Below are 23,648 nucleotides of genomic sequence, written 5' to 3'. Positions count from 1 at the left end.
GATGAGGTTTTAACAATGGCTGAACGTCTGAATAACGACTTCCAGTTCATCGATGTCGGGCGCAAGGATCCGAAGAAGAAACTGTTGCGTCAACGCAAGAAAGAGTTCGTGGAGATCTACGAACCCTTCAAACCCCAGCATTCGGCCGATCAGGCCCACCGCTGCCTGGGTTGCGGTAACCCGTATTGCGAATGGAAGTGCCCGGTGCACAACTTCATTCCGAACTGGCTGAAGCTGGTGGCCGAGGGCAATATCCTCCAGGCTGCCGAGCTGTCGCACCAGACCAACACCCTGCCGGAAGTCTGCGGCCGGGTGTGCCCGCAGGATCGTCTGTGCGAGGGTGCCTGCACCCTCAACGACGGTTTCGGCGCGGTGACTATTGGTTCGGTCGAGAAGTACATCACTGACACCGCGTTCGCCATGGGCTGGCGCCCGGACATGTCCAAGGTCATACCGACCGGCAAGCGTGTTGCGGTGATCGGCGCAGGCCCGGCAGGCCTGGGCTGTGCCGACGTGCTGGTACGCGGCGGCGTGACCCCGGTGGTGTTCGACAAGAACCCGGAAATCGGCGGTCTGCTGACCTTCGGCATCCCCGAGTTCAAGCTGGAAAAGACCGTGCTGAGCAATCGTCGCGAAGTCTTCACCGGCATGGGCATCGAGTTCCGCCTGAACACCGAAGTGGGCAAGGACGTGACCGTCGAGCAACTGCTCGAAGAATACGATGCCGTGTTCATGGGCATGGGCACCTACACCTACATGAAGGGCGGCTTTGCCGGTGAAGATTTGCCGGGCGTGCATGACGCGCTCGACTTCCTGATCGCCAACGTCAATCGCAACCTGGGCTTTGAAAAGTCGCCGGAAGATTTCGTCGACATGAAAGGCAAGAAGGTCGTGGTATTGGGTGGCGGCGACACGGCGATGGACTGCAACCGTACGTCGATTCGCCAGGGCGCCAAGTCGGTGACCTGCGCTTATCGTCGTGACGAAGCGAACATGCCGGGCTCGCGCAAAGAGGTGAAAAACGCCAAGGAAGAAGGCGTGAAATTCCTCTATAACCGCCAGCCAATCGCGATCGTCGGTGAAGACCGCGTCGAAGGCGTGAAGGTGGTCGAGACCCGTCTCGGCGAACCGGACGCCCGTGGTCGTCGCAGCCCCGAGCCGATTCCGGGTTCCGAAGAGATCATCCCGGCTGATGCCGTGGTCATCGCGTTCGGTTTCCGTCCGAGCCCGGCGTCGTGGTTCGAACAGCACAGCATCCAGACCGACAGCCAGGGCCGCGTTGTAGCCCCGGAGCAAGGTCAGTACAAGCACCAGACCAGCAACCCGAAAATCTTCGCCGGTGGCGACATGGTTCGCGGTTCTGACCTGGTGGTGACGGCGATCTTCGAAGGCCGTAATGCCGCCGAAGGGATCCTGGATTACCTGGGCGTCTAACCAAACGCTGCAAAACCCTGTGGGAGCGAGCTTGCTCGCGATAGCGGTGGATCAGTCAGCAGAGATGTTGAATGTGAAGCCCTCATCGCGAGCAAGCTCGCTCCCACATTGGTTTCTGGATGTCAGGACGACCGCATTCACCGCGACAAATTGACCCGATAGACAAAAGGCACGGCTCTTGCCGTGCCTTTTGCGTCGCGCTCTGAGAAAATGCCCGCACTTTTTTTCCGGATGCCGACATGACTGCCCTGAAGAACGACCGTTTCCTTCGCGCCCTGCTCAAGCAACCCGTAGACGTCACGCCTGTCTGGATGATGCGTCAGGCCGGTCGCTACCTGCCGGAATACCGCGCCAGCCGTGCCAAGGCCGGTGACTTCATGAGCCTGTGCATGAACCCGGAGTTCGCTTGCGAAGTCACGATGCAGCCGCTCGACCGCTACCCACAACTGGACGCGGCGATCCTTTTCTCCGACATCCTGACCATCCCGGACGCTATGGGCCAAGGCCTGTACTTCGAAACCGGTGAAGGTCCGCGCTTCAAGAAAGTCATCAGCACGATGGCTGACATCGAAGCGCTGCCGATTCCTGATCCGCACAAAGACCTGGGCTACGTCATGGACGCGGTCAGCACCATCCGCCGCGAACTGAACGGCCGCGTGCCGCTGATCGGCTTCGCAGGCAGCCCATGGACCCTGGCCACCTACATGGTCGAAGGCGGCTCGTCGAAAGACTACCGCAAGACCAAAACCATGCTCTACGACAACCCGCAAGCCTTGCACCTGCTGCTGGACAAGCTCGCGCAGACGGTCACCAGCTACCTCAACGGCCAGATCATGGCCGGCGCGCAAGCGGTGCAGATCTTCGACAGCTGGGGCGGCAGCCTTTCGGCGGCGGCGTACCAGGAATTCTCCCTGGCCTACATGCGCAAAATCGTCAGCGGCCTGATCCGCGAACACGAAGGGCGCAAGGTGCCGGTCATTCTGTTCACCAAGAACGGCGGCCTGTGGCTCGAAAGCATCGCCGATGCTGGCGCTGATGCCCTCGGCCTGGACTGGACCTGCGACATCGGCAACGCCCGTGATCGCGTCGGCAGCAAAGTCGCGCTGCAAGGCAACATGGACCCAACCGTGCTGTACGCCAAGCCGGAAGCGATTCGTACCGAAGTCGGCCGCATCCTCGCCAGCTATGGCAAAGGCAGCGGTCACGTGTTCAACCTCGGCCATGGCATTACGCCTGAAGTCGACCCGGAACACGCCGGCGCCTTCCTGCGCGCGGTGCATGAACTGTCGGCGCAGTATCACGAGTGATCGTCGCCCAATAAAAAACGCCCGGCTTGTGCCGGGCGTTTTTGTATGAGGTACCAGATCGTACACGGTCAATGTGGGAGCGGGCTTGCTCGCGAAAGCGGTTGATCATTCAACATCGATGCCGACTGACCCACCGCTTTCGCGAGCAAGTCGCACCGCCGCTACCACAGGGTTGTGCGTCACGCCTTCACATTTTCCAGCGGTGGCAACTTCGCCAGTTTCAACGCCACCAGCAGCGCAATCACCAGCAACCCGCCAATGAACAACCCGATCCCGTTCCACCCCCCCATGTGCCAGAACACCCCGCCCGCCGTCCCGGCGATGCTCGACCCTGCGTAGTAGCTGAACAAGTACAGCGACGACGCCTGCCCCTTGGCTTTGATCGCCCGACGCCCAATCCAGCTACTCGCCACCGAATGGGCGCCGAAAAAGCCGAAGGTGAAGATCAGCATCCCGATGATCACCACCGGCAGCGGCGTCAACATGGTCAGTGCAAGGCCTGCGAGCATCAGGACGATCGTCGCCCAAAGCACTTTGCGCCGGCCTAGTTTGTCGGCCAACGAGCCGATTTTCGCTGAGCTGTAGATACCCGACAGATACACCACCGAGAGCAGCCCGACGAAGGCCTGATCCATGTGGTACGGCTCGGCCAGCAGGCGATAACCGATGTAGTTGAAGAGGGTGACGAACGCGCCCATCAGCACAAAAGCTTCAAGGAACAGCAGCGGCAGGCCGGCGTCGCGAAAGTGCATGGTGAAGCCGTCAATCAAGCTGCGCGGGTGTAATGAACGGGCGCGGAAGTTGCGCGACTCGGGAAGAATTTTCCAGAACACCGCCGCCGCGATCAGCGCCAGGCCGCCGATCACCAGCATCGCCGTGTGCCAGCTGACGAAGTCGATCAACACGCCAGTGATCAAGCGTCCGCACATCCCGCCAATCGCGTTGCCGCCGATGTACAAACCCATGGCCAGACCGATGTGCTGTGGATGGATCTCTTCGCTCAAGTAAGTCATGGCGACCGCTGCCAGACCGCTCAACGACAACCCTATCAGCGCGCGCATCACCAATACACCGTGCCAGTTCGGCATCATTGAGCTGGCGATTGTGCAGAGCGCGGCGGCGAACAGCGCGGCGACCATCACCGGTTTGCGCCCGATGCGATCAGAAATCGGGCCGGTGATCAGCAGACCAATGGCGAGCATACCGGTGGCGACCGACAGGATCAGACTGCTCTGCGCCGCGTTGATGGAGTACTCATGGGACAGCAGCGGCATCATCGGCTGCACGCAATACAGCAGAGCGAAGGTCGCGAAGCCGCCGGAGAACAGCGCCAACACCGTGCGCATGAACATCGGTGTGCCTTTTTCGATGTAGATCTCCTTTAGTTCGGCGACAACATCGTCCACCGCTGCGGGCGGAACTTCATGGGCAAGTGGAGCGACAGCAGTTTTCACTTCGGACCTCGGAGGACGCAGCCGGTCAGGCAATGAAAAAAGCATATAGCTGCCTAATGATTCAATCCAATATATTGTTCGACCTGTTTGATAGGTTTAACGACCTAATGGAGTTTTCATGGAATTGCGTCACCTGCGCTACTTCATTGCTGTTGCCGAAGAACTGCACTTCGGCCGCGCCGCCCAGGTGCTGGGCATCTCGCAACCACCCCTGAGCCAGCAGATTCAGGCGCTGGAGCAAGAGGTGGGCGCGCGGTTGTTCGAGCGGACCAATCGTCGGGTCGAACTCAGTGAAGCCGGTCGGCTGTTTCTGGAAGAGGCGCGGCTGGTGTTGGCGCAGGTCGACAAGGCGGCGGATGTTGCACGGCGTGCGCAGTTGGGTGAATTGGGCGAACTGAAGATCGGCTTCACCTCGTCGGCGCCGTTCAACTCGACCATTCCACAGGCGATTTTTTCGTTTCGCCAACGATTTCCGGCGGTGCACCTGAACCTGCGGGAGATGAGCAGCACCCAGGTCGCCGATGCGTTGGTGGATGAGTCGATTGAAGTCGGGATCATGCGGCCGCTTGGGTTGCCGGACTCGCTCAGCGTGGTGGAGTTGATGCGTGAGCCGCTGGTGGCGGTGCTCAGCTCGAAGCATCCGTTGGTGACCGGTAGCGAAGAAGGCTTGTTTCTGTCAGCTCTGGCGCTCGAACCCTTCGTATTTTTCCCACGCAGTTATGGCAGTGGTCTGTACGCGCAATTGCTCAGCCTGGCGCGGGATGCGGGGTTTAGTCCGCACTTTGCACAGGAGGCGGGCGAGGCGATGACGATCATTGGTCTGGTGGCGGCGGGGTTGGGTGTATCCGTGCTGCCGGCGTCCTATCAGCGGATGCGCATCGAAGGGGTGGTCTATCGGCCTCTGCTCGATCCAGAGGCGGTGTCGGCAGTGTGGCTGGTGCAGCGTAAGGATCAGAAGTCGCCAATGGCCAGGGCGTTTGTGGAGTTGTTGACGCGTAAGGTTGAGCCGCTGAAATCGTGATGTCTTGTCGGACATTTCCGAAGCTATATTCCGGGAGGCTACAGCGCCTTGCGGCAGGGCCTACGACTAGCCCAGAATCCGCCGGCTTGTGCGCCTTGGGGGCCGTCGGTAACTTGATTCGCGTCACTGATTGTCAGTGATCGGGTTTAGTAGCCCGTGGTCATACGAAGCGCATTTGCGCTCCAGATAGGCAGGTATTTCTATACCTGCCCTTGATGGCAGCTATGCGCAGGGCGCCTTCGGGCGCGCCGGTTTCGTGTGTCCCCGGTCTACTAACCTGCGTACAGCTGCCACCCTTTTGTTTAATAACACTCGGTGACGGCTCCACTTTTTTGGAGGCCGAAGCATGACCAATACAACAGAAAATCCACCGGGCACCGATCCGGACGCTCCACGCCAACCCAGTACAATCTTCCTCATCGCCCCCGAAGTCGACAATCAAACCCTTCTGGAATACGCCTGTGAATCGCTGGCATCAGCGAATGTCATGGCGAGCGATTTCGCGAGGTACCTGAAAGGATCACAAAGCAACACACTGCTGGGGATTCAGCAGTCGATCATGCTGGGAGAACTGGCGGTGAACCGGGTGCTGGATAACCTCGATCCACGCTGAGCGACGTAACTGATCAGCGCAGGAAGATCAGAGGGGCGGTTACGATGCCATTGAGCTTCAAGGTTTTGTTGGGTACGGCCGACAACTGTCGTGGGACTCATCAAAACAATGGAGATACAGGATGTTCAAGCAGTTAACCTTCACCGCTTTGCTGGCGTTGACCGCTCTGACCGGTGGTTGTGCTTCGGTAAAAATGGCGGATGAAAGCCAGGACGCTCAGGCCAAGACCTTTCAGGTCACCCCGGACAAAGCCAATATCTACGTTTATCGCAACGAGAGTATGGGTGCAGGCGTGAAAATGCCGGTGGCACTCAATGGCAAGCCAGTAGGGCAAACCGTCGCCAAGTCTTACCTGATGTTATCCGTCCCGGCCGGTCAACAGACCCTGGTGTCTTCGGCGGAAAACGATTCTGAACTGAAACTCACCGCAGAAGCCGGCAAGAACTACTTTGTCTGGCAGGAAGTGAAAGTGGGCTTCATCAAGGCGCGCAACAACCTGCAAGTCGTCGACGACAAGACAGGCCGCGCTGGCGTCGCTGAAAGCAAATTGATTCAAGCTCAGTAAGCGACTGGGCGACCCCCTGCGTAAATCGCGGGGGTGGTCCCGTTCACTGCACCTGTACCAAATCCCCGCGCAACGCTACTCGCGCCACAAACACTCCGGCCCGGCACTCATAGGTGTTCAGGTCTTGGCGCACATGCTGATCGTAATAACTCACGATGTTGGTCACAGCATTCGCCCCGACTCGCTTTGCCTCTGCTTGCAACTCGATCAACGTCGATTGCACTGCCCACTCACAGGCATCGAAATCGCTCTTGTTGGAGGCATTGGTGGGCCAGTCGCTGACGACATTCGTGCGCAACACTTGAAGGTGCTCCGTCGGTCCGTTGCCGGCCAGGTAGAACCTCACGCTGCCATCGAGCCGCCCGGCGCGGATCGCATTGGACAGGACTGTCTCAAAAGGCATGTACATCAGATTGGTCGCCTGGCTGGCACTGGGCAGCAGGCCGAACAGTAACGCGGCGATCAGGGCTTTCACTTGCATGGTCATCTCCTTGACGTGAAAGAGAACCGCGAGTCATGCGACGTATCAGCGTTTTCGGTTCGAGCAGGCTGGGTGCATGCGGTCTGATTCAGCGAGTGTAGATGGGATTGACTGATCCTTCCCCCGCTCCTGCGTGGGAATGATCAATCACCTACTTCCCTGTTACGACCAACGCCGAAAGATCAGCGAAGTATTAACCCCACCAAACGCAAAATTATTGTTCATCACGTACTGGTTGCTCATCTGCCGGAACTCGCCGCGCAGGTAATCGAGTTTGCCGCAGTGCGGGTCGACGTCGTCGAGGTTGAGGGTGTGGACGTACAGGTCGCGGTTCATCATTTCGATGCTGAACCAGGATTCCAGCGCACCGCAGGCTCCGAGGGTGTGGCCAAGGAAGCTCTTTTGCGAGCTGATCGGCATGTGCTCGCCGAACAACGCGCTCGTTGCCAGTGTTTCGGCAATGTCGCCCTGTTCAGTCGCGGTGCCGTGACCGTTCACGTAGCCGATGTCAGAAGGCTTCAGCCCGGCGTCTTCCAGCGCCAGCTCCATGGCCCGGCGCATGGTGACCTGCTCTGGGCGGGTGGCGTGCTGGCCGTCGGCGTTGCTGCCGAAACCGACGAGTTCGGCGTGGATGTGCGCACCGCGAGCCAATGCGTGTTCGAGTTCTTCGAGCACCAGCATGCCGCTGCCTTCGCCGATCACCAGGCCATCGCGGCCGCTGTCGTAGGGGCGTGGGGAAGTTTGCGGCGCATCGTTTTTCAGGCTGGTGGCGTAGAGCGCATCGAAGACCATGGCTTCGGTGGGGCACAGTTCTTCGGCACCGCCGGCGAGCATCAATGGCAGGCGACCAAACTTGACCGACTCGTAGGCATAACCGATGCCCTGACTGCCGCTGGTGCAAGCGCTGGAGGTCGGGATCAATCGGCCGGTAATGCCGAAGAAGATGCTGATATTCGCCGCCGTGGTGTGCGGCATCATGCGCACATAGGAGTTGGCGTTCAGGCCCTCGGCCACCGAGTTGAGCAGCATGTTGCCGAACGCCTTGATCTCGTCGGTGCTGCCGGTGGATGAGCCGCAGGAAACGCCCATGCGCCCGTCCTTGATCGACGGGTCACCCAACAGCCCGGCATCGGCCAATGCCTGTTCTGCCGCGCCGACCGCCAGGCGCGAGACGCGGCCCATGCTGCGCAATTGCTTGCGGGTCCAGTGGCTCGGCACTTTGAAGTCGTCGATCGGCCCCGCGAGGCGCGTGTTGAGTTCGGTGAAACGATCCCACTCGTCCATGCGGCGTATGCCGCTGCGGTGGGCCGCAAAGTTAGCGGCGATGGTGTCCCAATCGCTACCCAGCGAGGTGATGCCGGCCATGCCGGTGACGACGACGCGCTTCATCAGCACAGGCCTCCGTTGACGGCCAGAACCTGCCGGGTGATGTACGACGCTTCCGCCGACATCAGGAAATTCACCGCGCTGGCCACCTCTTCCGGGGTGCCCATGCGTTGTGCGGGGATCATTTTCATCATTTCTTCCACCGGCACGTTTTCATCGAGCATCGCGGTGTCGATCAAGCCGGGTGCGACACAGTTAACGGTAATTTTGCGCTTGCCCAACTCGATCGCCAACGCCTTCGCCGCGCCGATCAAACCGGCCTTGGAAGCGCTGTAGTTGACCTGGCCACGGTTGCCGATCAACCCGGAAACCGAGGTGATGCAAACAATCCGCCCGGCCGCGCGACGACGAATCATCGGCATCATCACCGGGTGCAGCACGTTGTAGAAACCGTCGAGGTTGGTGCGCATCACCACGTCCCAATCATCTTCGCTCAAGGCCGGAAAAGCACCGTCGCGCGTCAGGCCGGCGTTCAGCACCACGCCGTAATAGGCGCCGTGGGTTTCCACGTCGGCTTCGAGAATGGCTTTGCAGTTGGCGCGATCGGACACGTCGAATTGCAGAATGCGCACGTTGCGCCCCAAGGCTTCGATTTCGGCCTTCACGGCTTCAGCGTCCGCCAGGCCGCTGCGGCAATGCAGCACGATGTCATGCCCGGCCTGGGCCAGACGCAAAGCGATGGCGCGGCCGATGCCACGGCTGGAACCGGTGATCAGTACGGATTCAGTCATGGCTGGGTTCCTTGGGTTTCATGAAGGTATTGAGCAGCCTGAGGCGGACGGAACACGTTCAGACGAGCGGTGGCGTGAATGCCGGGCGCGGTGATGTGGCATTCGAACACGCCCATGCCGTTGTCGTCTTCCAGCGAGCGGATGCCGTGGATGGTCAGCTCGGTGCCAGCAGGGAAGTGCTCGACGTTGCATTCGAATTTGCGGGTGCCGAGCAGAAACCCCAGCTCCACCGCATCGCCACGCTGGCGCGCATGGCAACCGGCGTAGGCGGCGACGCTCTGGGCCATCAGTTCGATGCCGACCCAGGCCGGCAGGCTGCCGTCCGGGCGGTTGAACAGGCCATCGGGTTTGACCGTGAGGCGGGTGTAAATCTGCTCGTCATCGAACGACAGGATCTGCTCGATAAAGATCATGTCGCCAGCGTGCGGCAGCAGTTCGGCGATCGGCCAGTCAATCATGGGGCGTCTCCGATAATCAGGCTGACGTTGTTACCACCGAAGGCAAAGGAATTGCTCATCAGATAGCGAGGTGCAATGGACGTCAGGCGATCGGCCGGGGTCACCCAATTCAGAGCTGGCAATTTGGGATCCGGTTGGCCGTCCCAGACGTGAGGCGGCAGGGCGTGCTCGCGATTGCCTGCACTCAGGCTCAACCAGCAGAACGCCGCTTCCAGAGCGCCGGCCGCACCGAGGGTGTGGCCGGTCATGGGTTTGGTCGACGAACACGGCACACCCGTCGGGAACAACGTCGCCACCGCCAGGCTTTCCATGGCGTCGTTGTGTTGGGTGGCGGTGCCGTGCAGGTTCAGGTAATCGATCTGTTGCGGTTGCAGTTGTGCTCGGCTCAAGGCTTTGCGCATCGCTTGCAGGGCGCCACGGCCGGTCGGTTCCGGCGCAGAAATGTGATGCGCATCGGAGCTGGCGCCACTGCCGAGCAGGGCAATCGGCTGGCTGTCGCCGACATTTTTGCTCATCAAAAACAGCACCGCCGCTTCGCCAATGTTGATGCCGTTACGGTTCACAGAAAACGGGTTGCAGCGTTGCCCGGACACCGCTTCCAGCGCCGAGAACCCATTGAGGGTCAGCTTGCACAGGCTGTCGACACCGCCGCACAGCACCGCATCGCAAATGCCCAGGTCCAGCAGTCGCTGAGCACTCATCAGCGCTCGGGCGCTGGAGGTGCAGGCCGTGGAGATCACATAGGCCGGGCCGCTCAGTTGCAGCCAGTCGGCAAGGAAGTTCGCCGGAGCGCCGAGCTCCTGTTGCTGATAGTCGTAATCGGCCGGGAACTGATGCTCGCGGATGTAATGGGCCAGGCCGCGACTGGCTTCGTCGATGCCCGAGGTGCTGGTGCCCAGAACGATACCGATGCGGTCGCGGCCGTAGGTCTGGATCGCCTGGTCGATGTCTTCGCGAATTTGCAGCGCGGCTTCCAGCAGCAATTGATTATTACGAGTGTCTTGCGGCGCAAGCTCAGCCGGGATCGGCGCCAGTTCGCCGCGGACCGCGGCCACGGGCAACGACCGTTCCGCCACCCAGCCAGCCTCATTGCGCATGCCCGAACAGTCACCGGCAAACAGGTTGCGAGCGACTTCGGACTTGTCACGGCCCAGGGCGCAGATCACCCCGAGGGCATTCAGGTAGGCCGTCATGGCGCGTCCCCGCTGAGCGGCGTGACTTGATATTTCGGGCCTTTGGGCAGGTTCAATTCAAAGCTCATGGGTTGTGAGTAGCGGACTTCCCAGTGCGCTGGCAAGGATCGTTGCGAGCCATGCTGCCACGCGGCGGGATAGTTGCCCGACAGTTCATCTTTGGGGGTCAGCACAAACAGCAGCGCGGCGAACAGCTCTCGCGCTTCCGGATTGGGCGGCAGCAGACCGTCAGCCTGCCACTCGCCGTCGACCAGTTTCTGACGTGCCTGTGGAATGCCCAGCAAGTCCATCATCGACCAGCGAATGCCTAGGCCTTCACGCTGTATCACCAGCACCCAGTCCTGCCGTTGATCGGCCACCAGACGCTGGATGTGCAATTGCAGCGGCAACGACAGGTTCGGGGTTTGCTCGGGCAGCGGCGCCCGACTGGCGCAGGCGCTCAGCAACAGGACGCAACCCAAAAGCAGGAAGCGCAGCACCACCGCACACCCTGTGGGAGCGAGCTTGCTCGCGATGGCGTTGGCACATCCAGCATTGGAGGTGGCTGGCCCATCGCATTCGCGAGCAAGCCCGCTCCCACAGGTTTGAATTACGCTAGACATCAAACAGCACCTTCAAGAGGTTTGCGCGCGACCACATTGACCAAGGTTTCTTCCCGTTGGCCGAAGGGCTTTGGCTGGCGCAGACCCAAGCGTTCAAACAGGCCGAAATCCTTGGCGCGGCTCCACCACAAGTATGGATAAGACACGTTTTCCGGGCCGAGTTCGAAACCCTGCTGACGAATCATGTCCAGATACCCGGCGGCGCTCTTCTGCACGTGCATCGGATGACGGAACAACCAGCGGATCACCCAGGTATCAATGTAAGCCTCGGTCGATTCGGCGAACAGCAGATAGCCACCGGGCTTGAGCACGCGGTAGAACTCGGCCAGAGCCTGTTCCTGCTGCACCAGATGGTGGAAGGTCTGGTGACAGAACAGCAGGTCGACGCTGGCGTCCGGGACGTTGATGCTCGCGCAGTCGCTGCCGGTCAACTCCACCGCCATGCCCTGACGGACGGCTTCTTCGCCGGCCAGGTTCAGGCTGTGAGGGTCGGCGTCCAGACCGATCAGGCGCTGGGGGGCAAAGGTCTGGCGCAGGTACTGGAACGATTTGCCCTGACCGCAACCGGCATCCAGCAGCACCGGGTTGCTCGGCGGGGTTTCGCTGAACAGGCTACGCAAATCGGTGATTGCCACTCGCAGTACATGGTGCTGCCAGGTGTGGCTGCGCAGGAACCAGAAACCGAAACGGGTTTCTTCGACGTAGGTGTCGCTCAAGTAGCTCATGTGGCGTCCCTTGCACAGAGCTCCGAGAGCATCCGCAGCCGGCGCTTGGGTTCGGCGACGAACGGATTACGCTCGTCCCAGGCATAACCGGCGAGGATCGAGCTGATCATGCGGCGAATATCGGGCGAGCCGCCCTCATGGTAAATCACATCCTGGAACGTCCCGGCGTACCAGCCTTCAACGTAGCAACGGAACGTGTCGACGCCGCGCTTGAGCGGGATGGCGAACTCAGTCTGCCAATCGACACGTTCGCCTTGCAGTTGGCGATGCAGAACCGCGGCGGCCATGCTCGCCGAGCGCATGGCGATGGTCACGCCAGAGGAGAACACCGGGTCGAGAAATTCCGCCGCGTTGCCAAGCAAGGCAAAGCCTGGCCCGTGGAGCGTTTTGACGTTGGCCGAGTAGCCGCCGATGGTTCGAGCCGGCGTATCCCACACGGCGTTGTTCAACACGCCGGCCAGGCTTGGGGTTTCAGCGATAAACCCTCGCAGGCAATCGTCCAGATTCTCCATGCGGCCTTCGAAGTGTTCGGCTGCCGCAACCACGCCCACCGAACAACGGCCGTTGCTGAACGGGATGGTCCAGAACCAGATGTCGCGGTGGATCGGATGAGTGGTGATGAGGATTTTTTCCCGCTCGAAGGCCGGGTTGTCGATGTGGTCTTCGACGTGGGTGAACACGGCCTGGCGCACCGGGAAATCCGACGGTGCTTCAAGGTCGAGCAAGCGTGGCAGCACACGCCCGTAGCCGCTGGCATCCAGCACGAAATCGGCTTCGACGCGGTACTGGCTGCCGTCTTCGCGAAGCACGTCGAGCTGCGGTTTCGGCAGGGTGAAATCGACGCTGACGATGGCTTCGCCGTAACGAACGTCGACGCCTTGCAGCGCGGCCTGATCGGCCAGCAGCTTGTCGAAATCGGCGCGCAGGACCTGGAAGGTGGTCGGCTTGCCGTTGCTGAAAGTCTCGCCGAAATCAAAGGCGCTGTATTGCTCGCCCCAGGCGAATGCCGCACCGTTTTTCAACTGGAATCCGGCGGCGTTCACCGCCTCGAGCATGCCGGCTTCTTCGACAAAATCCAGGCAGTGGGACAACAGGCTTTCACCGATGGAAAACCGTGGGAAATGCTGGCGTTCGATCATCAATACGTCGTGACCCTTGCGCTTGAGCAGCGCGGCGGCGATGGCGCCCGATGGACCTGCACCGATCACCACGACCTGGCGATGTTCCATTTCAACTGTTGGCACGGGGGCTCCTTGCCGGGATGGCGATGTTCAGAGGGGGTCGGTGCATGCCGGCGAGTGCCGGCAGCAGTGTCGCGATCAGGCCCATCACCATCAGCGCGAAGTACAGCGCCGGGCTGATGAGTTGTTGTTGCAGCAGCAGGTTGAGAAAGACGATCTCGCTCAAGCCACGAATATTCAGCAAGACACTTTCCCGCCAGCGACTGGCGCCTTCAAACGAGGCGCCGGCCCAGCCGAGGCCCAGCCAGTTGCCCAGCAGTTTACTGGCAATCGGGAACAGCAGCAGTGCGCTCAGTTGGACCCAGCCAAGGCTGGCCATGGCCGCGTGGACGTTGATTTGCACGATGCCGAACGTGAGGATCAGCGGGATCGCGATATACGTCTGCAAATGACTCATCCAGATCACCGGCAACGGCAGCACCAGCGGCACTTTGAGCGCGGCCATCCACAGCAGGTAACCGATGCCGAAAATCAGCGCATTGAGCTTGAAGTGTTCCGCCACGACCAGCAGTGCGAAGAAGCAACCGCTGTGCAGCAACGGTTGGCGCAATCGGAGCAGACGCAGCAGCAACGGCAGGCAGGCGCCGGCCAGCGGCAGCAAGAGGCTGCTCAGGTGCAGGCTGCCCTGGGCGATGGCGAACAGGGTCCAGCAAGTGAGGTCGATGAGGATCGCGGTCTGCACCAGTCGCCGGGTAGCGGCAGGCGGGTACTTGATGTGCCGCAGGTACAGATACAACACCGGGATCGCGGTGATGGCGAACACCAGACCGACCGCCAGTGAACTGATCCACGGTTGCGGCGGTAACAGCCAGACCGCTGTCGCGAGGCCGCAGGCAAACGGAAGGGAGAAACTCGGCAGGGCGATTTTCAGGCTCTGACGGTCGAGTCGCAGGTCAATCACGTCACTGAGAATGTGCCCCAGCAACAACGCAAAGCTCAGGCTGTAGAGGTTTTTCAGCCAGGCCGGCGCGACCAGTGCGGCGCCGCTCAATTGCCACTGGGGTTCGATCCAGAAGTACATCAGCAGCGGCAGGCCGAAGGTGGCCAGCAGCAACTGGCTGACGATCGGGATTACGCCGAAGTGACGACCGACACGGGTGGCCACGGCGAACAGCGCCAGGGCCATGACCCAGAACACGGCGATCATCATGTGGCTGACTCCGTGACCGGGGCGGCGTGAACCTGGCGTCCGGCCCACGGCGCAAGAATGAAGCTGAAGGCCAGACCCAGGCTCACCGACAGACCGAAATTGCTCACCGCCGGCGTGCTGGACACCGCCAGCAAGCCGAACGACAGCCACGTGGTCAGCGCCGCCAGCAAGGTGCCCAGCAGGCTCACGGCAGCGCCGCCGACCTGTTCACGCATGAGGATCGCGTAATCGACGCTGATGGCCGTCACCAGCAGCAGGCCGAACAGACTGAACAGCGTCAGCGGTTGCCCCATCCAGCCGAGACTGGCCAGGCTGCACAGCGCAGCCAGCAGCGGTAGGGCGACGATCCGCAGCGCGCCGCCGAAGCCGAACGGCAGGATCAGCACCAGCACGATCAGCACACTGGAAGCGAGTTTCAACTCTGCGGCACTGATCTGGGTGTCGGCGAACACTTTGTTCAACTCACCAAGGCGATCCACCAGTTCCACGCCCGGCAAATCCAGCGCCTGGACGCGTAGCAGAGAGGGGTTGTTCAGGCCTTGCAGACTGACCATCGCCGCTACGCCGTCATCGGTCGGTCCCAGCCACAGCGCGCGGTAGGGTTCCGCCAACGGACCGACCAGCGCCGCGTCGATGTCTTCGGTGGGCAGTGCCTGCAACTTCGTGAGCTCTGCTTGCAGCGCCTCGGCCGGCACGCCGACATCGAGTAGCGGTTGCCAGAATTGCGGCAACTTGTTCAACGCTTCGCGCACTTGCCGCTGTTCGGTGGGTTGGCTGACCAATTGATTGAGCGACAGATAACCCTGGAGTTTTTCCAGGTTGACCAACTGATCCAGCCGCTCGTTCAGCGCGGTTTGGCGTTCCAGCAGTTGCTGTTGATTGGCGGCGCGCACCAGGAAGAACTGGCTGGTGGGTTGATAGCCGGTGATGCGTGCAATGGTTTGTGCTTCGTCAGTCAGGTGCTGCGGTGCACCGACCCACTGGCGAATGTCGTTTTTGGTGTCGAGCTGCAACAGGCCGCCCACACAAAAGGCAATCAGCAGCGCCAGCAGCACCGGCGTACTCGCGAGTTTGAGCAACGCTTCACGGCGCCCCAGCAAAAACTCGGACACCCGCAGCGGCCACTGCGCTGGCCGCAAATCTGTGCCCTTGAGCAGCGCCGGCAGCAGGCACACCGCGGACAAATAAGCGCCGAGCAAACCGGCGGCAGAGAACACGGCAATTTGGGTCAGCGCCGGGAACGGTGTCCAGGCCAGGGCCAGGTAACCGATGCAACTGGTGATCAGGCTCAGCGTCAGGCCCGGCAACGTCAGGCGCAGGGCCGGCCAGCTGTGCCAGGGTTTCAGGCTCCAGCTCTTGGACAGGTAATGCAGCGGGTAATCGACCGCCACGCCGATCAGACTCGAACCGAGCACCAGCGTCATCACATGCATATGGCCGAACACCGCCACACAGGCCACCGCACCGAAGAGCATGCCGACCAGCACCGGAACGAAGGCCAGCAACACCCGCCAGCGCCGGAAGGCCAGCAGCAACAGCAATAGAATGCCCGCCGTGGCGCCGCCCCCGACCCAGGTCATTTCCCGAGTGGCTTGCTTTTGCCCACTGGCCGCATAGAGCAAGCCGCTGGCGGCAAGCAGTTGAACGTCTGCCTGAGCGGCTTGTTCACGGCTGTGCTGGAGCAGGTCGGCCACTTGCAGCGGCAGGTTCATGTCGAAGGCGTTGCCCGTGGTGCGCGTGCGCAGCAACACCCAACTCTTGCCGTCGGCATCGGCGACCAGCGCACCGCTGCCGATGTCCAGTTGCACCGAACCGTGCTGCGGCTGGCTATTCTGGATACGTCCGGTCAGGCCCAGCCAGTCATCCTGGCTCGGCACCAGACTGAAACCGGTGAAGGGGTCGAACAGCGCTTGTACTCGCTGCTGGATAAAGGTATCGGGATGCTCGATCAGTTGCTGTCGGTCGGCCGCTGAGAGCATTGCCAGTCGGCCATTGAGCAATTGAGTGCGCAGCGCCGGCAGGTCGGCTTGCAGGTTCCACTGGACCTTTTCGAACAAGCCGCTCGCCTGCCATTGCTCACCCAGTTTCTGCGCCATCGCGACGGCTTGCTGGCGATCGGTGTGGCCGACCAGCACCAGCATTTCGCGGTTCAGCGGTTCTTGCATGCGTTGTTCGGCGCGCAGTTCCAGCGCGTCCGGCGCCGTGCCTGGCACCAGTTCCATCAGGTTGGCCGACAGCGGGGCGCCGTCACGCCATTGCCAACCGGCGAGCGCGAACACCGCCAGCAGCAGGATCAGAAACAGCCGCGGAAGACTCCGTTCACTCGGCAAAGTCGTGTTGCTCCGCGTCGCTCAACGGTTGGAAGCGGGTGCTGTCCTGCATGCGCAAAAGCGTGCTGTCGCCTTGGGTTTCGAGCAGCTCGATGCTGTGCACCAGTTCGCCGCCGGCAATGTTGATCTGAGTGAACACCTGCTTGAGCAGCATGGAGCGCGGGGTCAGCGTCAGCTTCCAGTTCTGGGCATCGCCGCTCAGTGAAAGCTCGAAATCCCGTTGCAGCCCACTGCTGTCGCCTTGCAGTACGGCGAGGAACAAACGGTTCTGCTCGGCGCCGGCACTCTTGCTCGGCAGCATTTGCCAACCGTTGGCGTCACGCCGGGCAATGCCTTTGGCGCTGATGCGGTAGTCCTGTTGCAGCGGGGTTTTCAACAGCCAGAGCAAACCGTGGTCTTTAGCGAGGACGAAAGTGCCCTTGCTGGTCAGCGGCTGAGGCAGGGCGCGCAGGCGTTTTTCCTGAATGAAATTGCCGTGGATCACGTCTGGCTTGGCCAGTTGATCGCTCAACTGCTGCAAGTCAAAAGCCTGCGCCAGCGAAGAAAACCCCAGCGCTAATACCAGCGCCGCCACGATCCTGTAGCAGCTGGCGAAGCCTGCGTTCGGCTGCGCAGCAGTCGCCCTGGGTTTCTTCTGATGTACCGCATGTGCAGGTTTTGCGACGGCTTCGCCGCCGAACGCAGCCTCGCGGGCTCGGCAGCTGCTACAGAGGGTTTTCAGCAGGTTCATGCGAGCATCCTTTCAACAGCGTCGCTGAAAACCTTGGGTGAGGCCAACTGCATTTCGCGGCTGCTCATGTCGACGGCGACCTGCACGGAACTGGCGCGGGTCAAGCGTTCGCCGGTTTCCAAATCGCTGATCAGGTAGCTGATCTTCAGACGGTTCTCCCATTCCACCAGATTGGCGCGCACGTTCAGCTTTTGGCCGAACACGGCGCCGCGCACATAACGCAATTGCAGATCGATCACTGGCCACGCGTAACCCGACTCGACCATGGCCGTGTAGTTGTGGCCGATCTTGTCCAGCAGCGCGCAGCGGGCGACTTCCAGGTATTTGATGTAATGGCCGTGCCAGACAACGTTCATGGTGTCGACATCAAAGAACGGCACGAGGATTTCCGTATCGGTGTGAAGCACTCCCTTGCTACGCATGCAGCCTCCAGTGTTGCTCGGCAATACGCTTCAGGCACAGGCGCAGTTCGCCTTCCAGCGCGCGGTCTTCGATGACCGGCGGGAAGTCCTTGGCCAACTCCTCGTGCATGGCGGCCAGGGCGGGCGGCAATGGACGGGCATCCTCGGCCTTGCTGCGCAGCCAGACGCCTTGGTTGGCGGCCAGCAGGGTGGCAGCGGCAACCTGTTCGGTCAGTTCCAGCACACGGATCGCATCGCGGGCGGCGATGGTGCCCATGCTCACTTTGTCCTGGTTGTGGCACTCGGTGGAACGCGAAAAGACGCTGGCCGGCATGGTGTTTTTCAGCGCTTCGGCGGTCCAGGCACTGGTGCCGATCTGCACGGCTTTGAAGCCGTGATTGAGCATCGCCCGGTCAGCGGTGGCGCCGGACAGGTTGCTTGGCAGGCCATGGTTGTAACGCTCGTCCACCAGCAGGGCGAGTTGACGATCGAGCAGATCGGCGACGTTGGCTACCAGGTTTTTCAGGCTGTCCATGGCGAACGCAATGTGGCCGCCGTAGAAGTGCCCGCCGTGCAGCACGCGCTCGGCTTCGGCGTCGATAATCGGGTTGTCGTTGGCACTGTTGAGCTCGATCTCGATGAACGAGCGCAGCCAGTTCAGGCTGTCGGCCAATACGCCGAGGACGTGGGGTGCACAACGCAGGGAATAGCGGTCTTGCAGGCGATGCAGCGGCGCGGTCGGCGCGTCGATCGCCAGATCCTTGCGCAACCACGCGGCGACTTGCATCTGCCCCGGATGCGGTTTGGTGGCGAACAGGCGCTCGTCGAAGTGCTCGGGGTTGCCTTGCAGGGCGACCACGTTCAACGCGGTGATGCGCGTGGCCAGTTGCAGCAGGTAATCGGCGCGGGCGTAGGCCAGGCACGCGAGACCGGTCATGACAGCGGTGCCGTTCATCAGCGCCAGCGCTTCTTTCGGGCGCAGTACCAGCGGTTCCCAACCCAGTTCGCGGTGTACGTCGGCAGCTTGCCAGCGTTCACCACGGAACATCACTTCACGCTCGCCGGACAAGGTCGCGGCGACGTAAGACAACGGCGTCAGATCACCGCTGGCACCCACCGAACCTTCTTCCGGGATCAGCGGCAGAATGTCGTGTTCGAGGAAGGCTTGCAGGCGTTCCAGCAGTTCCACACGCACCCCGGACACGCCGTGGCACAGCGACTGCAAACGCGCCGCCAGTACCGCACGAGTGGCTTGTGCATCGAGCAGTTTGCCCAGACCGCAGCCGTGGAACGTATACAAATGACGGGGCAACGCCTCGACGTGATGCAGCGGCACCGCGACCACGCAAGAATCGCCGTAACCGGTGGTCACGCCGTAGATCACGCCTTCCTTGTCCAGCAGGGAGTCCAGGAATCGCGCACCCTTGGCGATACGCTCGCGGTACGCAGGGTCGCCTTGCAACTGCGTCGGCACCTGACGGTTGGCCAGGGCCAGCACGTCTTCGATGCGCAAAGGGAGTTCGCCGAAGGTTACCGGCTCAAGCGTTGGCGTCGTCATCGGTCTTCCAGAAAGGGTAAAAGTTGAACCATTGTTGGGGCGCTTCAAGGCAATAGTGACCCAAGCGTTCGGCATAGCGGGAGGCCCACTGATGAATGACCTGCTCGCGGTCGCTGCGCTTCCACACCACGGCCTCGGCGAACGGTTCGAGGGTCAGTCGATAGTCGCCCGTCGGCTTCTTCAGGCACAGCATCAGGTTGATCGGGCATTTCAGCAGACCGGCCAGCAACCATGGCCCCTGAGGGAACGCGGCTTGATGGCCGAGGAAATCCACGGTCACGCTGCGTCCACCGTGCAGCGGCACGCGGTCGCCGGCAATCGCCAGCCACTCGCCGCGCTCCAGGCGTTCATGGAGTTGCAGCATGATCAGCGGGTCCAGCTCGCTGACCTGAATCAGCCGCAGATTGGTCGCGCCGGCTTCGCCGAGCAAGCGGTTGAAGTGTTCGGCGTGCTTGGTGTGTACCAGCACGTTCATCGTGACTTTTTCGCCGATCTCCGCCAAAGCACGGCAGACCTCAAGATTGCCCAAATGGGCGCCCACCAGCATCTGCCCGCGGGTGCCGCGCAGTTGATTGCGCAGTAAGGCCGGGTCGATGATTTCAATCTGCTCGATGCTCAACTTGCCGTTCCATACGTCGAGCTTGTCGAGCATGGAGTCGGCGAAGGCCATGAACTGGCCGAACACTCGCCAATGGGTCGGGCGCAATTCGTTGCGACCACTCCAGTCGGCGAGCCGTTGCTGGTATTGCCAGGCGCTGTGACGGGCGCTGCGCCCGAACAGGAAAAAGTACAGAACGATGCCGTACAGCAGCGGGCTCAGCAGCCGCCGGCCCAGCACTTTGGCGCAGAGTGCGGTGAATTTCATCAGCCAGAAGCTGCCGCGCTCTTCGCGGTCAGCCCAGTGCTTTTTATCCGCGTCAGTGCTCATGCCCGCCACCGTCGCCAGAGAATCACTGGCGCCCGCAGCAACATGCCGAAGAACAACCGGGTGTGCATGCTCGTAATCAGTACGTTGTCGTAGAACAGGCGGAAATGCGAGACGCCATCCAGCGGGTAATGGACTTTGGTTTGCAGCCATTGCATGGGGAGATTGCGCCAGGCCAGTCGTACGAGAATGTCCGAGTCGAAGTCCATGCGCTTGCCGATCTTCGCCGAATCGATCAGCGCCAGGGTCGGTGGCAACGGATAGACACGGAAGCCGCACATGGAATCGCGAATCTGCAACGACAGGGTGTTGATCCAGACCATGACGTGAGTCAGGTAACGGGCGTACAAGCGACCTTTCGGCACGCTGGCGTCGTATCGCGGATAGCCGCAGATCACCGCCTCGGGATGGGCGCGTGACAGTTCGATGAAGGTCCGGACGTCTTGCAGATCATGCTGACCGTCGGCGTCCACCTGCAAGGCATGGCTGAAGCCCAGGCGCGAGGCTTCGCGAAAACCGGTCATGACCGCGCCACCCTTGCCCTGGTTGGCGGCGAGCCGGATCAGGAACACCTTGTCGCGCTGGGCCAGTTGATCGAGGACCTTTGCACAGGCCGGGCTACTGGCGTCGTCCACGAGAATGCATGGCAGGCTGCTGGCGAGTACCGCATCAACCACCGTGGTGATGGCGGTTTCGTGGTTGTAGACCGGGATGATTGCGCAGGGGTTATGCATGTTGGTGTTCACCTGAAGGACCGAGGTGCCTGCATCGCGAGCAAGCTCGCTCCCACATTGGATCTCTGTTAACCACGAATCCCCTGTGGGAGCGAGCTTGCTCGCGATTGAGTGCGCAGCACTCACCAAAGTTATGCATCGCTTGAGGCCTCCAGCAAGATCCGCCCACTGGAGCAGGTCGCGGTCTCGTTGCGATAGGCGAAATACAACTTGCTGCGCGTCGGATCGAAGCGCAGGTGCAGCTGGACTTCATCGCCGGGGCGCACCAGTTGCTGGAATTTCAGCACTTCCATGCCAGCGAATTTTTCCGGCAGGTCCATCAATTGCTGGCCCAGCATTAACGCCCACTCCACTTGCACCACGCCGGGCAATACCGGCGTTTGGGGGAAGTGGCCGCTGAAGTAGGCGAGGTCGGGTGGTACCGCCAGTTGCAGGCTCCACTCGCCATCGACTTCGACCTGATCCAGCACTTCCGGCGCCTTTGGGCGCGGCGCCAGCAGCAGGGCTTCAACGATGGCCTGGGGCAGTTTGCCCTGTGCGTTCAGCGGTAGTTGCCGCAGCAGGCGCCAGCGTCGTGGCAGCGCCAGGGCTTCGCAATGCTGGCTCAAATGCTGACGCAATTCTTGCGTGAGGGTGCGTCGACCCTGATTGCGCAACGCATGCAGGCCTGACTCGGTCAGCACCAGCAGCGCACCCAATGAAGCGCGGTTTTCCTGAACCACGCCAAGACGCGCTTCGGCGACCCAGTCGTGGGCCATCAGGGCCTGTTCCAGCATCGGTAGTGAGATACGTTTTTCTTCCAGTTTGACGATCCGGTCCAGCCGTCCGAGCAGTTCGAATCGGCCGTCGGCAGCGATTCGCGCGGCATCCGCGGTGTGTTCGATATGCCCGGGCGCCAAGTACGGCGAAGCAATGAGCAGGGCGCCGTCGCTGTCCTGGCTCAATTCAATGTCAGCAAAGGGCTGCCAGAGATCGTCGCCCTGACGCCAGGCGATGCCGCCGGTTTCCGAGCTGCCGAGGATTTCCGTCGGCCACTGCTGCAGGCGTTGATGCAGGCTTTGTGCGGCCTCGGCCGGCAAGGCGCCGCCGGAGGAAAATACCCGGCGAACCGCACTTAATGCGGGCCAGTCGAGGTTGTCGCCCATGCGCTTGAGCAGCGCCGGGCTGGCGACCCAGGCGAATACCGGGTGTTCGCGGCTGGCGCGCTGCAGATCTTCAGGGAATGCCAGCTGCTTGCGCACAAACGAGCGCCCGGCGCACAGCGGCCACAGCACTCGAAACAACAATCCGTAAATATGCTGAGTGGCGACGCTGCCGATGATGCAAGCCGTACCAAGATCGGCGCCCCAGAGCAGTTCCAGCGCTTCGACTTCATTGGCCAGTTGGCGCAGGGTTTTGTCGATGCGCTTGGGCTCGCCACTGGAGCCGGACGTGCACAGGCTCAGCGAACAGCGATCCAGATCCAGTGCGGCCGCCATCAACGGCGGATGCCGGTAATCGCTCAGGTGTGCGTCATCGGCCTGATCGGTCAGCCACAGATCGACTTCGGTCGACCAGCGCTGGCGAGTCTGGGCTTGCAGGTCTGCGGGCAGCAGCACGCTGACCCCGGCACGCCAGGCACCCAGCAGGGCAATCGTCAGGTCAGCGGCGTCCTCAAGGTGCACGGCAATACGCCGTGCACCCTGGGCTTGCAGGCCCGCGGCGAGGCTTAAAGCCTGTTCGCAAAGCTGTGCGTGATTCAGTGCCGGTTCGGCCGTCACGGCACGTTCCGGTTGTGCCTTGAGCAACAATTGCTCAAGTTTTATCCAATTCATGGGTGGCCTCGTACCCGTTGTCGTATAAGCCATTCAATGGCAAATAGCAGGCCCATCAATCCGTAGGAAATCAGGCCGGTGTACAACATCCACCAACTCAGCGGCGCCCAGAGGGTCAGGGCGGCGGCGAGCAAACCGTTACAGAAGAAAAACACGCACCAGACGATCGTCACCTGGCGGGTATAAACAATCGCCTTGGCCGGCAGTTGCGGTTCGCGCAAACGCGCCAGGCGTTCGATGATTGGCGGGCCAACGATCAAGCTCAGGCCAAACAGCCCGAGCATGAACGCGCTGATCAGCACCGGGTACCAGCGCAGCAGCAGCGGGCTGTCGAACAACGCCAGCAACAGGCAAAAAGTGATCGCGGTGATCGCCATCCACAGACTGCCGGGCTTGCGCGTACCGAGCAGTGCCCGGGCCAGCCACAGGCTGCCCAGCAGCAGACCGAACTGCCACGGGGCAAAGTGCTCCATGCCGAAATACACCGCAAAGGGGTACAGCAGGCCCGCCAGCAGCAGGCCGAGGCCGATCAGTCGGCTCATGCGGCCGGCTGAACCAGACGGTAGACCGCCTCGACCACGTCGCTGACGGTACGCACCGATTTGAACTCTTCGGCAGCGATTTTCTTGCCAGTCTGGCGTTTGATGTGATCGATCAGGTCGACCGCGTCAATGCTGTCGATTTCCAGGTCCTGATACAGGTTGGATTCGAGGCTCACGCGCTCGGGGTCCAGCTCGAAGAGTTCGACCAGAGCATCGCGCAGGGTGTTGAAAATGTCGTCACGAGTTTGCATGG

Annotated in this window: 24 protein-coding genes; 5 read left to right on the top strand and 19 right to left on the bottom strand. The window is 61.3% G+C overall.

Annotated features, from left to right (window positions below; translation table 11 throughout):
• Positions 1 to 15: 15 nt before the first annotated feature.
• Positions 16 to 1,434: an FAD-dependent oxidoreductase gene (locus tag CUN63_RS10275; RefSeq protein ID WP_008149580.1), complete on the top strand. Its 1,419-nt coding sequence runs from the start codon at positions 16 to 18 to the stop codon at positions 1,432 to 1,434.
• Between the two features lie 239 nt (positions 1,435 to 1,673).
• The gene (gene hemE / locus CUN63_RS10270) at positions 1,674 to 2,741 is read left to right on the top strand and encodes a uroporphyrinogen decarboxylase (RefSeq protein ID WP_129439148.1); all 1,068 of its coding nucleotides are present in this window, start codon (positions 1,674 to 1,676) and stop codon (positions 2,739 to 2,741) included.
• Between the two features lie 179 nt (positions 2,742 to 2,920).
• On the opposite strand, the gene CUN63_RS10265 is transcribed toward hemE, so the two are convergent.
• Positions 2,921 to 4,195 carry an MFS transporter gene (locus CUN63_RS10265; RefSeq protein WP_129439146.1) on the bottom strand — a complete coding sequence of 425 codons (1,275 nt, stop codon included), beginning with the start codon at positions 4,193 to 4,195 and terminating at the stop codon, positions 2,921 to 2,923.
• A 118-nt stretch (positions 4,196 to 4,313) separates the two neighbouring features.
• Here CUN63_RS10265 and CUN63_RS10260 point away from each other — a divergent pair, with 118 nt between their 5' ends.
• From CUN63_RS10260 to CUN63_RS10250, 3 genes are all read left to right on the top strand, one after another.
• Positions 4,314 to 5,216 (top strand): LysR family transcriptional regulator, encoded by a 903-nt coding sequence (locus CUN63_RS10260; protein WP_129439144.1) that lies wholly within the window; start codon positions 4,314 to 4,316, stop codon positions 5,214 to 5,216.
• A 346-nt stretch (positions 5,217 to 5,562) separates the two neighbouring features.
• The gene (locus tag CUN63_RS10255; protein WP_129439142.1) at positions 5,563 to 5,829 is read left to right on the top strand and encodes a DUF6124 family protein; all 267 of its coding nucleotides are present in this window, start codon (positions 5,563 to 5,565) and stop codon (positions 5,827 to 5,829) included.
• A gap of 121 nt (positions 5,830 to 5,950) precedes the next feature.
• Positions 5,951 to 6,394 carry a DUF2846 domain-containing protein gene (locus tag CUN63_RS10250; RefSeq protein WP_046053969.1) on the top strand — a complete coding sequence of 148 codons (444 nt, stop codon included), beginning with the start codon at positions 5,951 to 5,953 and terminating at the stop codon, positions 6,392 to 6,394.
• Between the two features lie 43 nt (positions 6,395 to 6,437).
• Here CUN63_RS10250 and CUN63_RS10245 read toward each other — a convergent pair whose 3' ends face one another.
• The 18 genes from CUN63_RS10245 to CUN63_RS10160 all read right to left on the bottom strand — a co-directional run bounded on the left by CUN63_RS10245 (position 6,438) and on the right by CUN63_RS10160 (position 23,646).
• Positions 6,438 to 6,875: an excinuclease gene (locus tag CUN63_RS10245; protein WP_129439140.1), complete on the bottom strand. Its 438-nt coding sequence runs from the start codon at positions 6,873 to 6,875 to the stop codon at positions 6,438 to 6,440.
• 162 nt (positions 6,876 to 7,037) lie between these two features.
• Positions 7,038 to 8,264 (bottom strand): beta-ketoacyl-ACP synthase, encoded by a 1,227-nt coding sequence (locus CUN63_RS10240; RefSeq protein WP_129439138.1) that lies wholly within the window; start codon positions 8,262 to 8,264, stop codon positions 7,038 to 7,040.
• On the bottom strand, positions 8,264 to 8,992 hold the full coding sequence (gene fabG / locus CUN63_RS10235) for a 3-oxoacyl-ACP reductase FabG (protein ID WP_046045628.1): 729 nt from the start codon (positions 8,990 to 8,992) through the stop codon (positions 8,264 to 8,266). Before fabG ends, CUN63_RS10240 begins: the two co-directional genes overlap by 1 nt.
• Positions 8,989 to 9,450, bottom strand: a complete 462-nt coding sequence (locus CUN63_RS10230) for a hotdog family protein (protein WP_008149597.1) — start codon at positions 9,448 to 9,450, stop codon at positions 8,989 to 8,991. The genes fabG and CUN63_RS10230 overlap by 4 nt, the downstream gene beginning before the upstream one ends.
• Positions 9,447 to 10,643: a beta-ketoacyl-[acyl-carrier-protein] synthase family protein gene (locus tag CUN63_RS10225; protein WP_129439136.1), complete on the bottom strand. Its 1,197-nt coding sequence runs from the start codon at positions 10,641 to 10,643 to the stop codon at positions 9,447 to 9,449. The genes CUN63_RS10230 and CUN63_RS10225 overlap by 4 nt, the downstream gene beginning before the upstream one ends.
• Positions 10,640 to 11,245: a hypothetical protein gene (locus CUN63_RS10220; RefSeq protein ID WP_256657688.1), complete on the bottom strand. Its 606-nt coding sequence runs from the start codon at positions 11,243 to 11,245 to the stop codon at positions 10,640 to 10,642. Before CUN63_RS10220 ends, CUN63_RS10225 begins: the two co-directional genes overlap by 4 nt.
• Positions 11,245 to 11,970, bottom strand: coding sequence for a class I SAM-dependent methyltransferase (locus CUN63_RS10215; protein ID WP_129439132.1), 726 nt, complete (start codon positions 11,968 to 11,970; stop codon positions 11,245 to 11,247). Before CUN63_RS10215 ends, CUN63_RS10220 begins: the two co-directional genes overlap by 1 nt.
• Positions 11,967 to 13,214, bottom strand: a complete 1,248-nt coding sequence (locus tag CUN63_RS10210; RefSeq protein ID WP_129439130.1) for an NAD(P)/FAD-dependent oxidoreductase — start codon at positions 13,212 to 13,214, stop codon at positions 11,967 to 11,969. The genes CUN63_RS10215 and CUN63_RS10210 overlap by 4 nt, the downstream gene beginning before the upstream one ends.
• Positions 13,201 to 14,358: a sodium:proton antiporter gene (locus CUN63_RS10205; protein ID WP_165353313.1), complete on the bottom strand. Its 1,158-nt coding sequence runs from the start codon at positions 14,356 to 14,358 to the stop codon at positions 13,201 to 13,203. The genes CUN63_RS10210 and CUN63_RS10205 overlap by 14 nt, the downstream gene beginning before the upstream one ends.
• Entirely contained in the window at positions 14,358 to 16,691 is a 2,334-nt protein-coding gene (locus tag CUN63_RS10200) for an MMPL family transporter (RefSeq protein WP_129439126.1), read from the bottom strand. The genes CUN63_RS10205 and CUN63_RS10200 overlap by 1 nt, the downstream gene beginning before the upstream one ends.
• Positions 16,681 to 17,421: an outer membrane lipoprotein carrier protein LolA gene (locus tag CUN63_RS10195; RefSeq protein ID WP_256657687.1), complete on the bottom strand. Its 741-nt coding sequence runs from the start codon at positions 17,419 to 17,421 to the stop codon at positions 16,681 to 16,683. Before CUN63_RS10195 ends, CUN63_RS10200 begins: the two co-directional genes overlap by 11 nt.
• Positions 17,418 to 17,843, bottom strand: coding sequence for a thioesterase family protein (locus CUN63_RS10190; protein ID WP_129439124.1), 426 nt, complete (start codon positions 17,841 to 17,843; stop codon positions 17,418 to 17,420). The genes CUN63_RS10195 and CUN63_RS10190 overlap by 4 nt, the downstream gene beginning before the upstream one ends.
• A complete protein-coding gene (gene hutH, locus CUN63_RS10185) occupies positions 17,836 to 19,380 on the bottom strand; it encodes a histidine ammonia-lyase (protein WP_129439122.1) in 1,545 nt (514 codons plus the stop codon). The genes CUN63_RS10190 and hutH overlap by 8 nt, the downstream gene beginning before the upstream one ends.
• On the bottom strand, positions 19,361 to 20,308 hold the full coding sequence (locus CUN63_RS10180; RefSeq protein ID WP_129439121.1) for a glycosyl transferase: 948 nt from the start codon (positions 20,306 to 20,308) through the stop codon (positions 19,361 to 19,363). Before CUN63_RS10180 ends, hutH begins: the two co-directional genes overlap by 20 nt.
• Entirely contained in the window at positions 20,305 to 21,039 is a 735-nt protein-coding gene (locus CUN63_RS10175; RefSeq protein WP_129439120.1) for a glycosyltransferase family 2 protein, read from the bottom strand. Before CUN63_RS10175 ends, CUN63_RS10180 begins: the two co-directional genes overlap by 4 nt.
• 131 nt (positions 21,040 to 21,170) lie before the next feature.
• Positions 21,171 to 22,853, bottom strand: a complete 1,683-nt coding sequence (locus CUN63_RS10170; protein WP_129439119.1) for an acyl-CoA synthetase family protein — start codon at positions 22,851 to 22,853, stop codon at positions 21,171 to 21,173.
• Positions 22,850 to 23,395: a membrane protein gene (locus CUN63_RS10165; RefSeq protein ID WP_046045640.1), complete on the bottom strand. Its 546-nt coding sequence runs from the start codon at positions 23,393 to 23,395 to the stop codon at positions 22,850 to 22,852. The genes CUN63_RS10170 and CUN63_RS10165 overlap by 4 nt, the downstream gene beginning before the upstream one ends.
• On the bottom strand, positions 23,392 to 23,646 hold the full coding sequence (locus CUN63_RS10160) for an acyl carrier protein (RefSeq protein ID WP_007992314.1): 255 nt from the start codon (positions 23,644 to 23,646) through the stop codon (positions 23,392 to 23,394). The genes CUN63_RS10165 and CUN63_RS10160 overlap by 4 nt, the downstream gene beginning before the upstream one ends.
• Positions 23,647 to 23,648 lie beyond the last annotated feature (2 nt).

Source organism: Pseudomonas sp. ACM7, assembly GCF_004136015.1.
In the GTDB taxonomy this organism is placed as follows: domain Bacteria; phylum Pseudomonadota; class Gammaproteobacteria; order Pseudomonadales; family Pseudomonadaceae; genus Aquipseudomonas; species Aquipseudomonas frigoris.
This window is presented reverse-complemented; position numbering and strand designations above follow the sequence as displayed.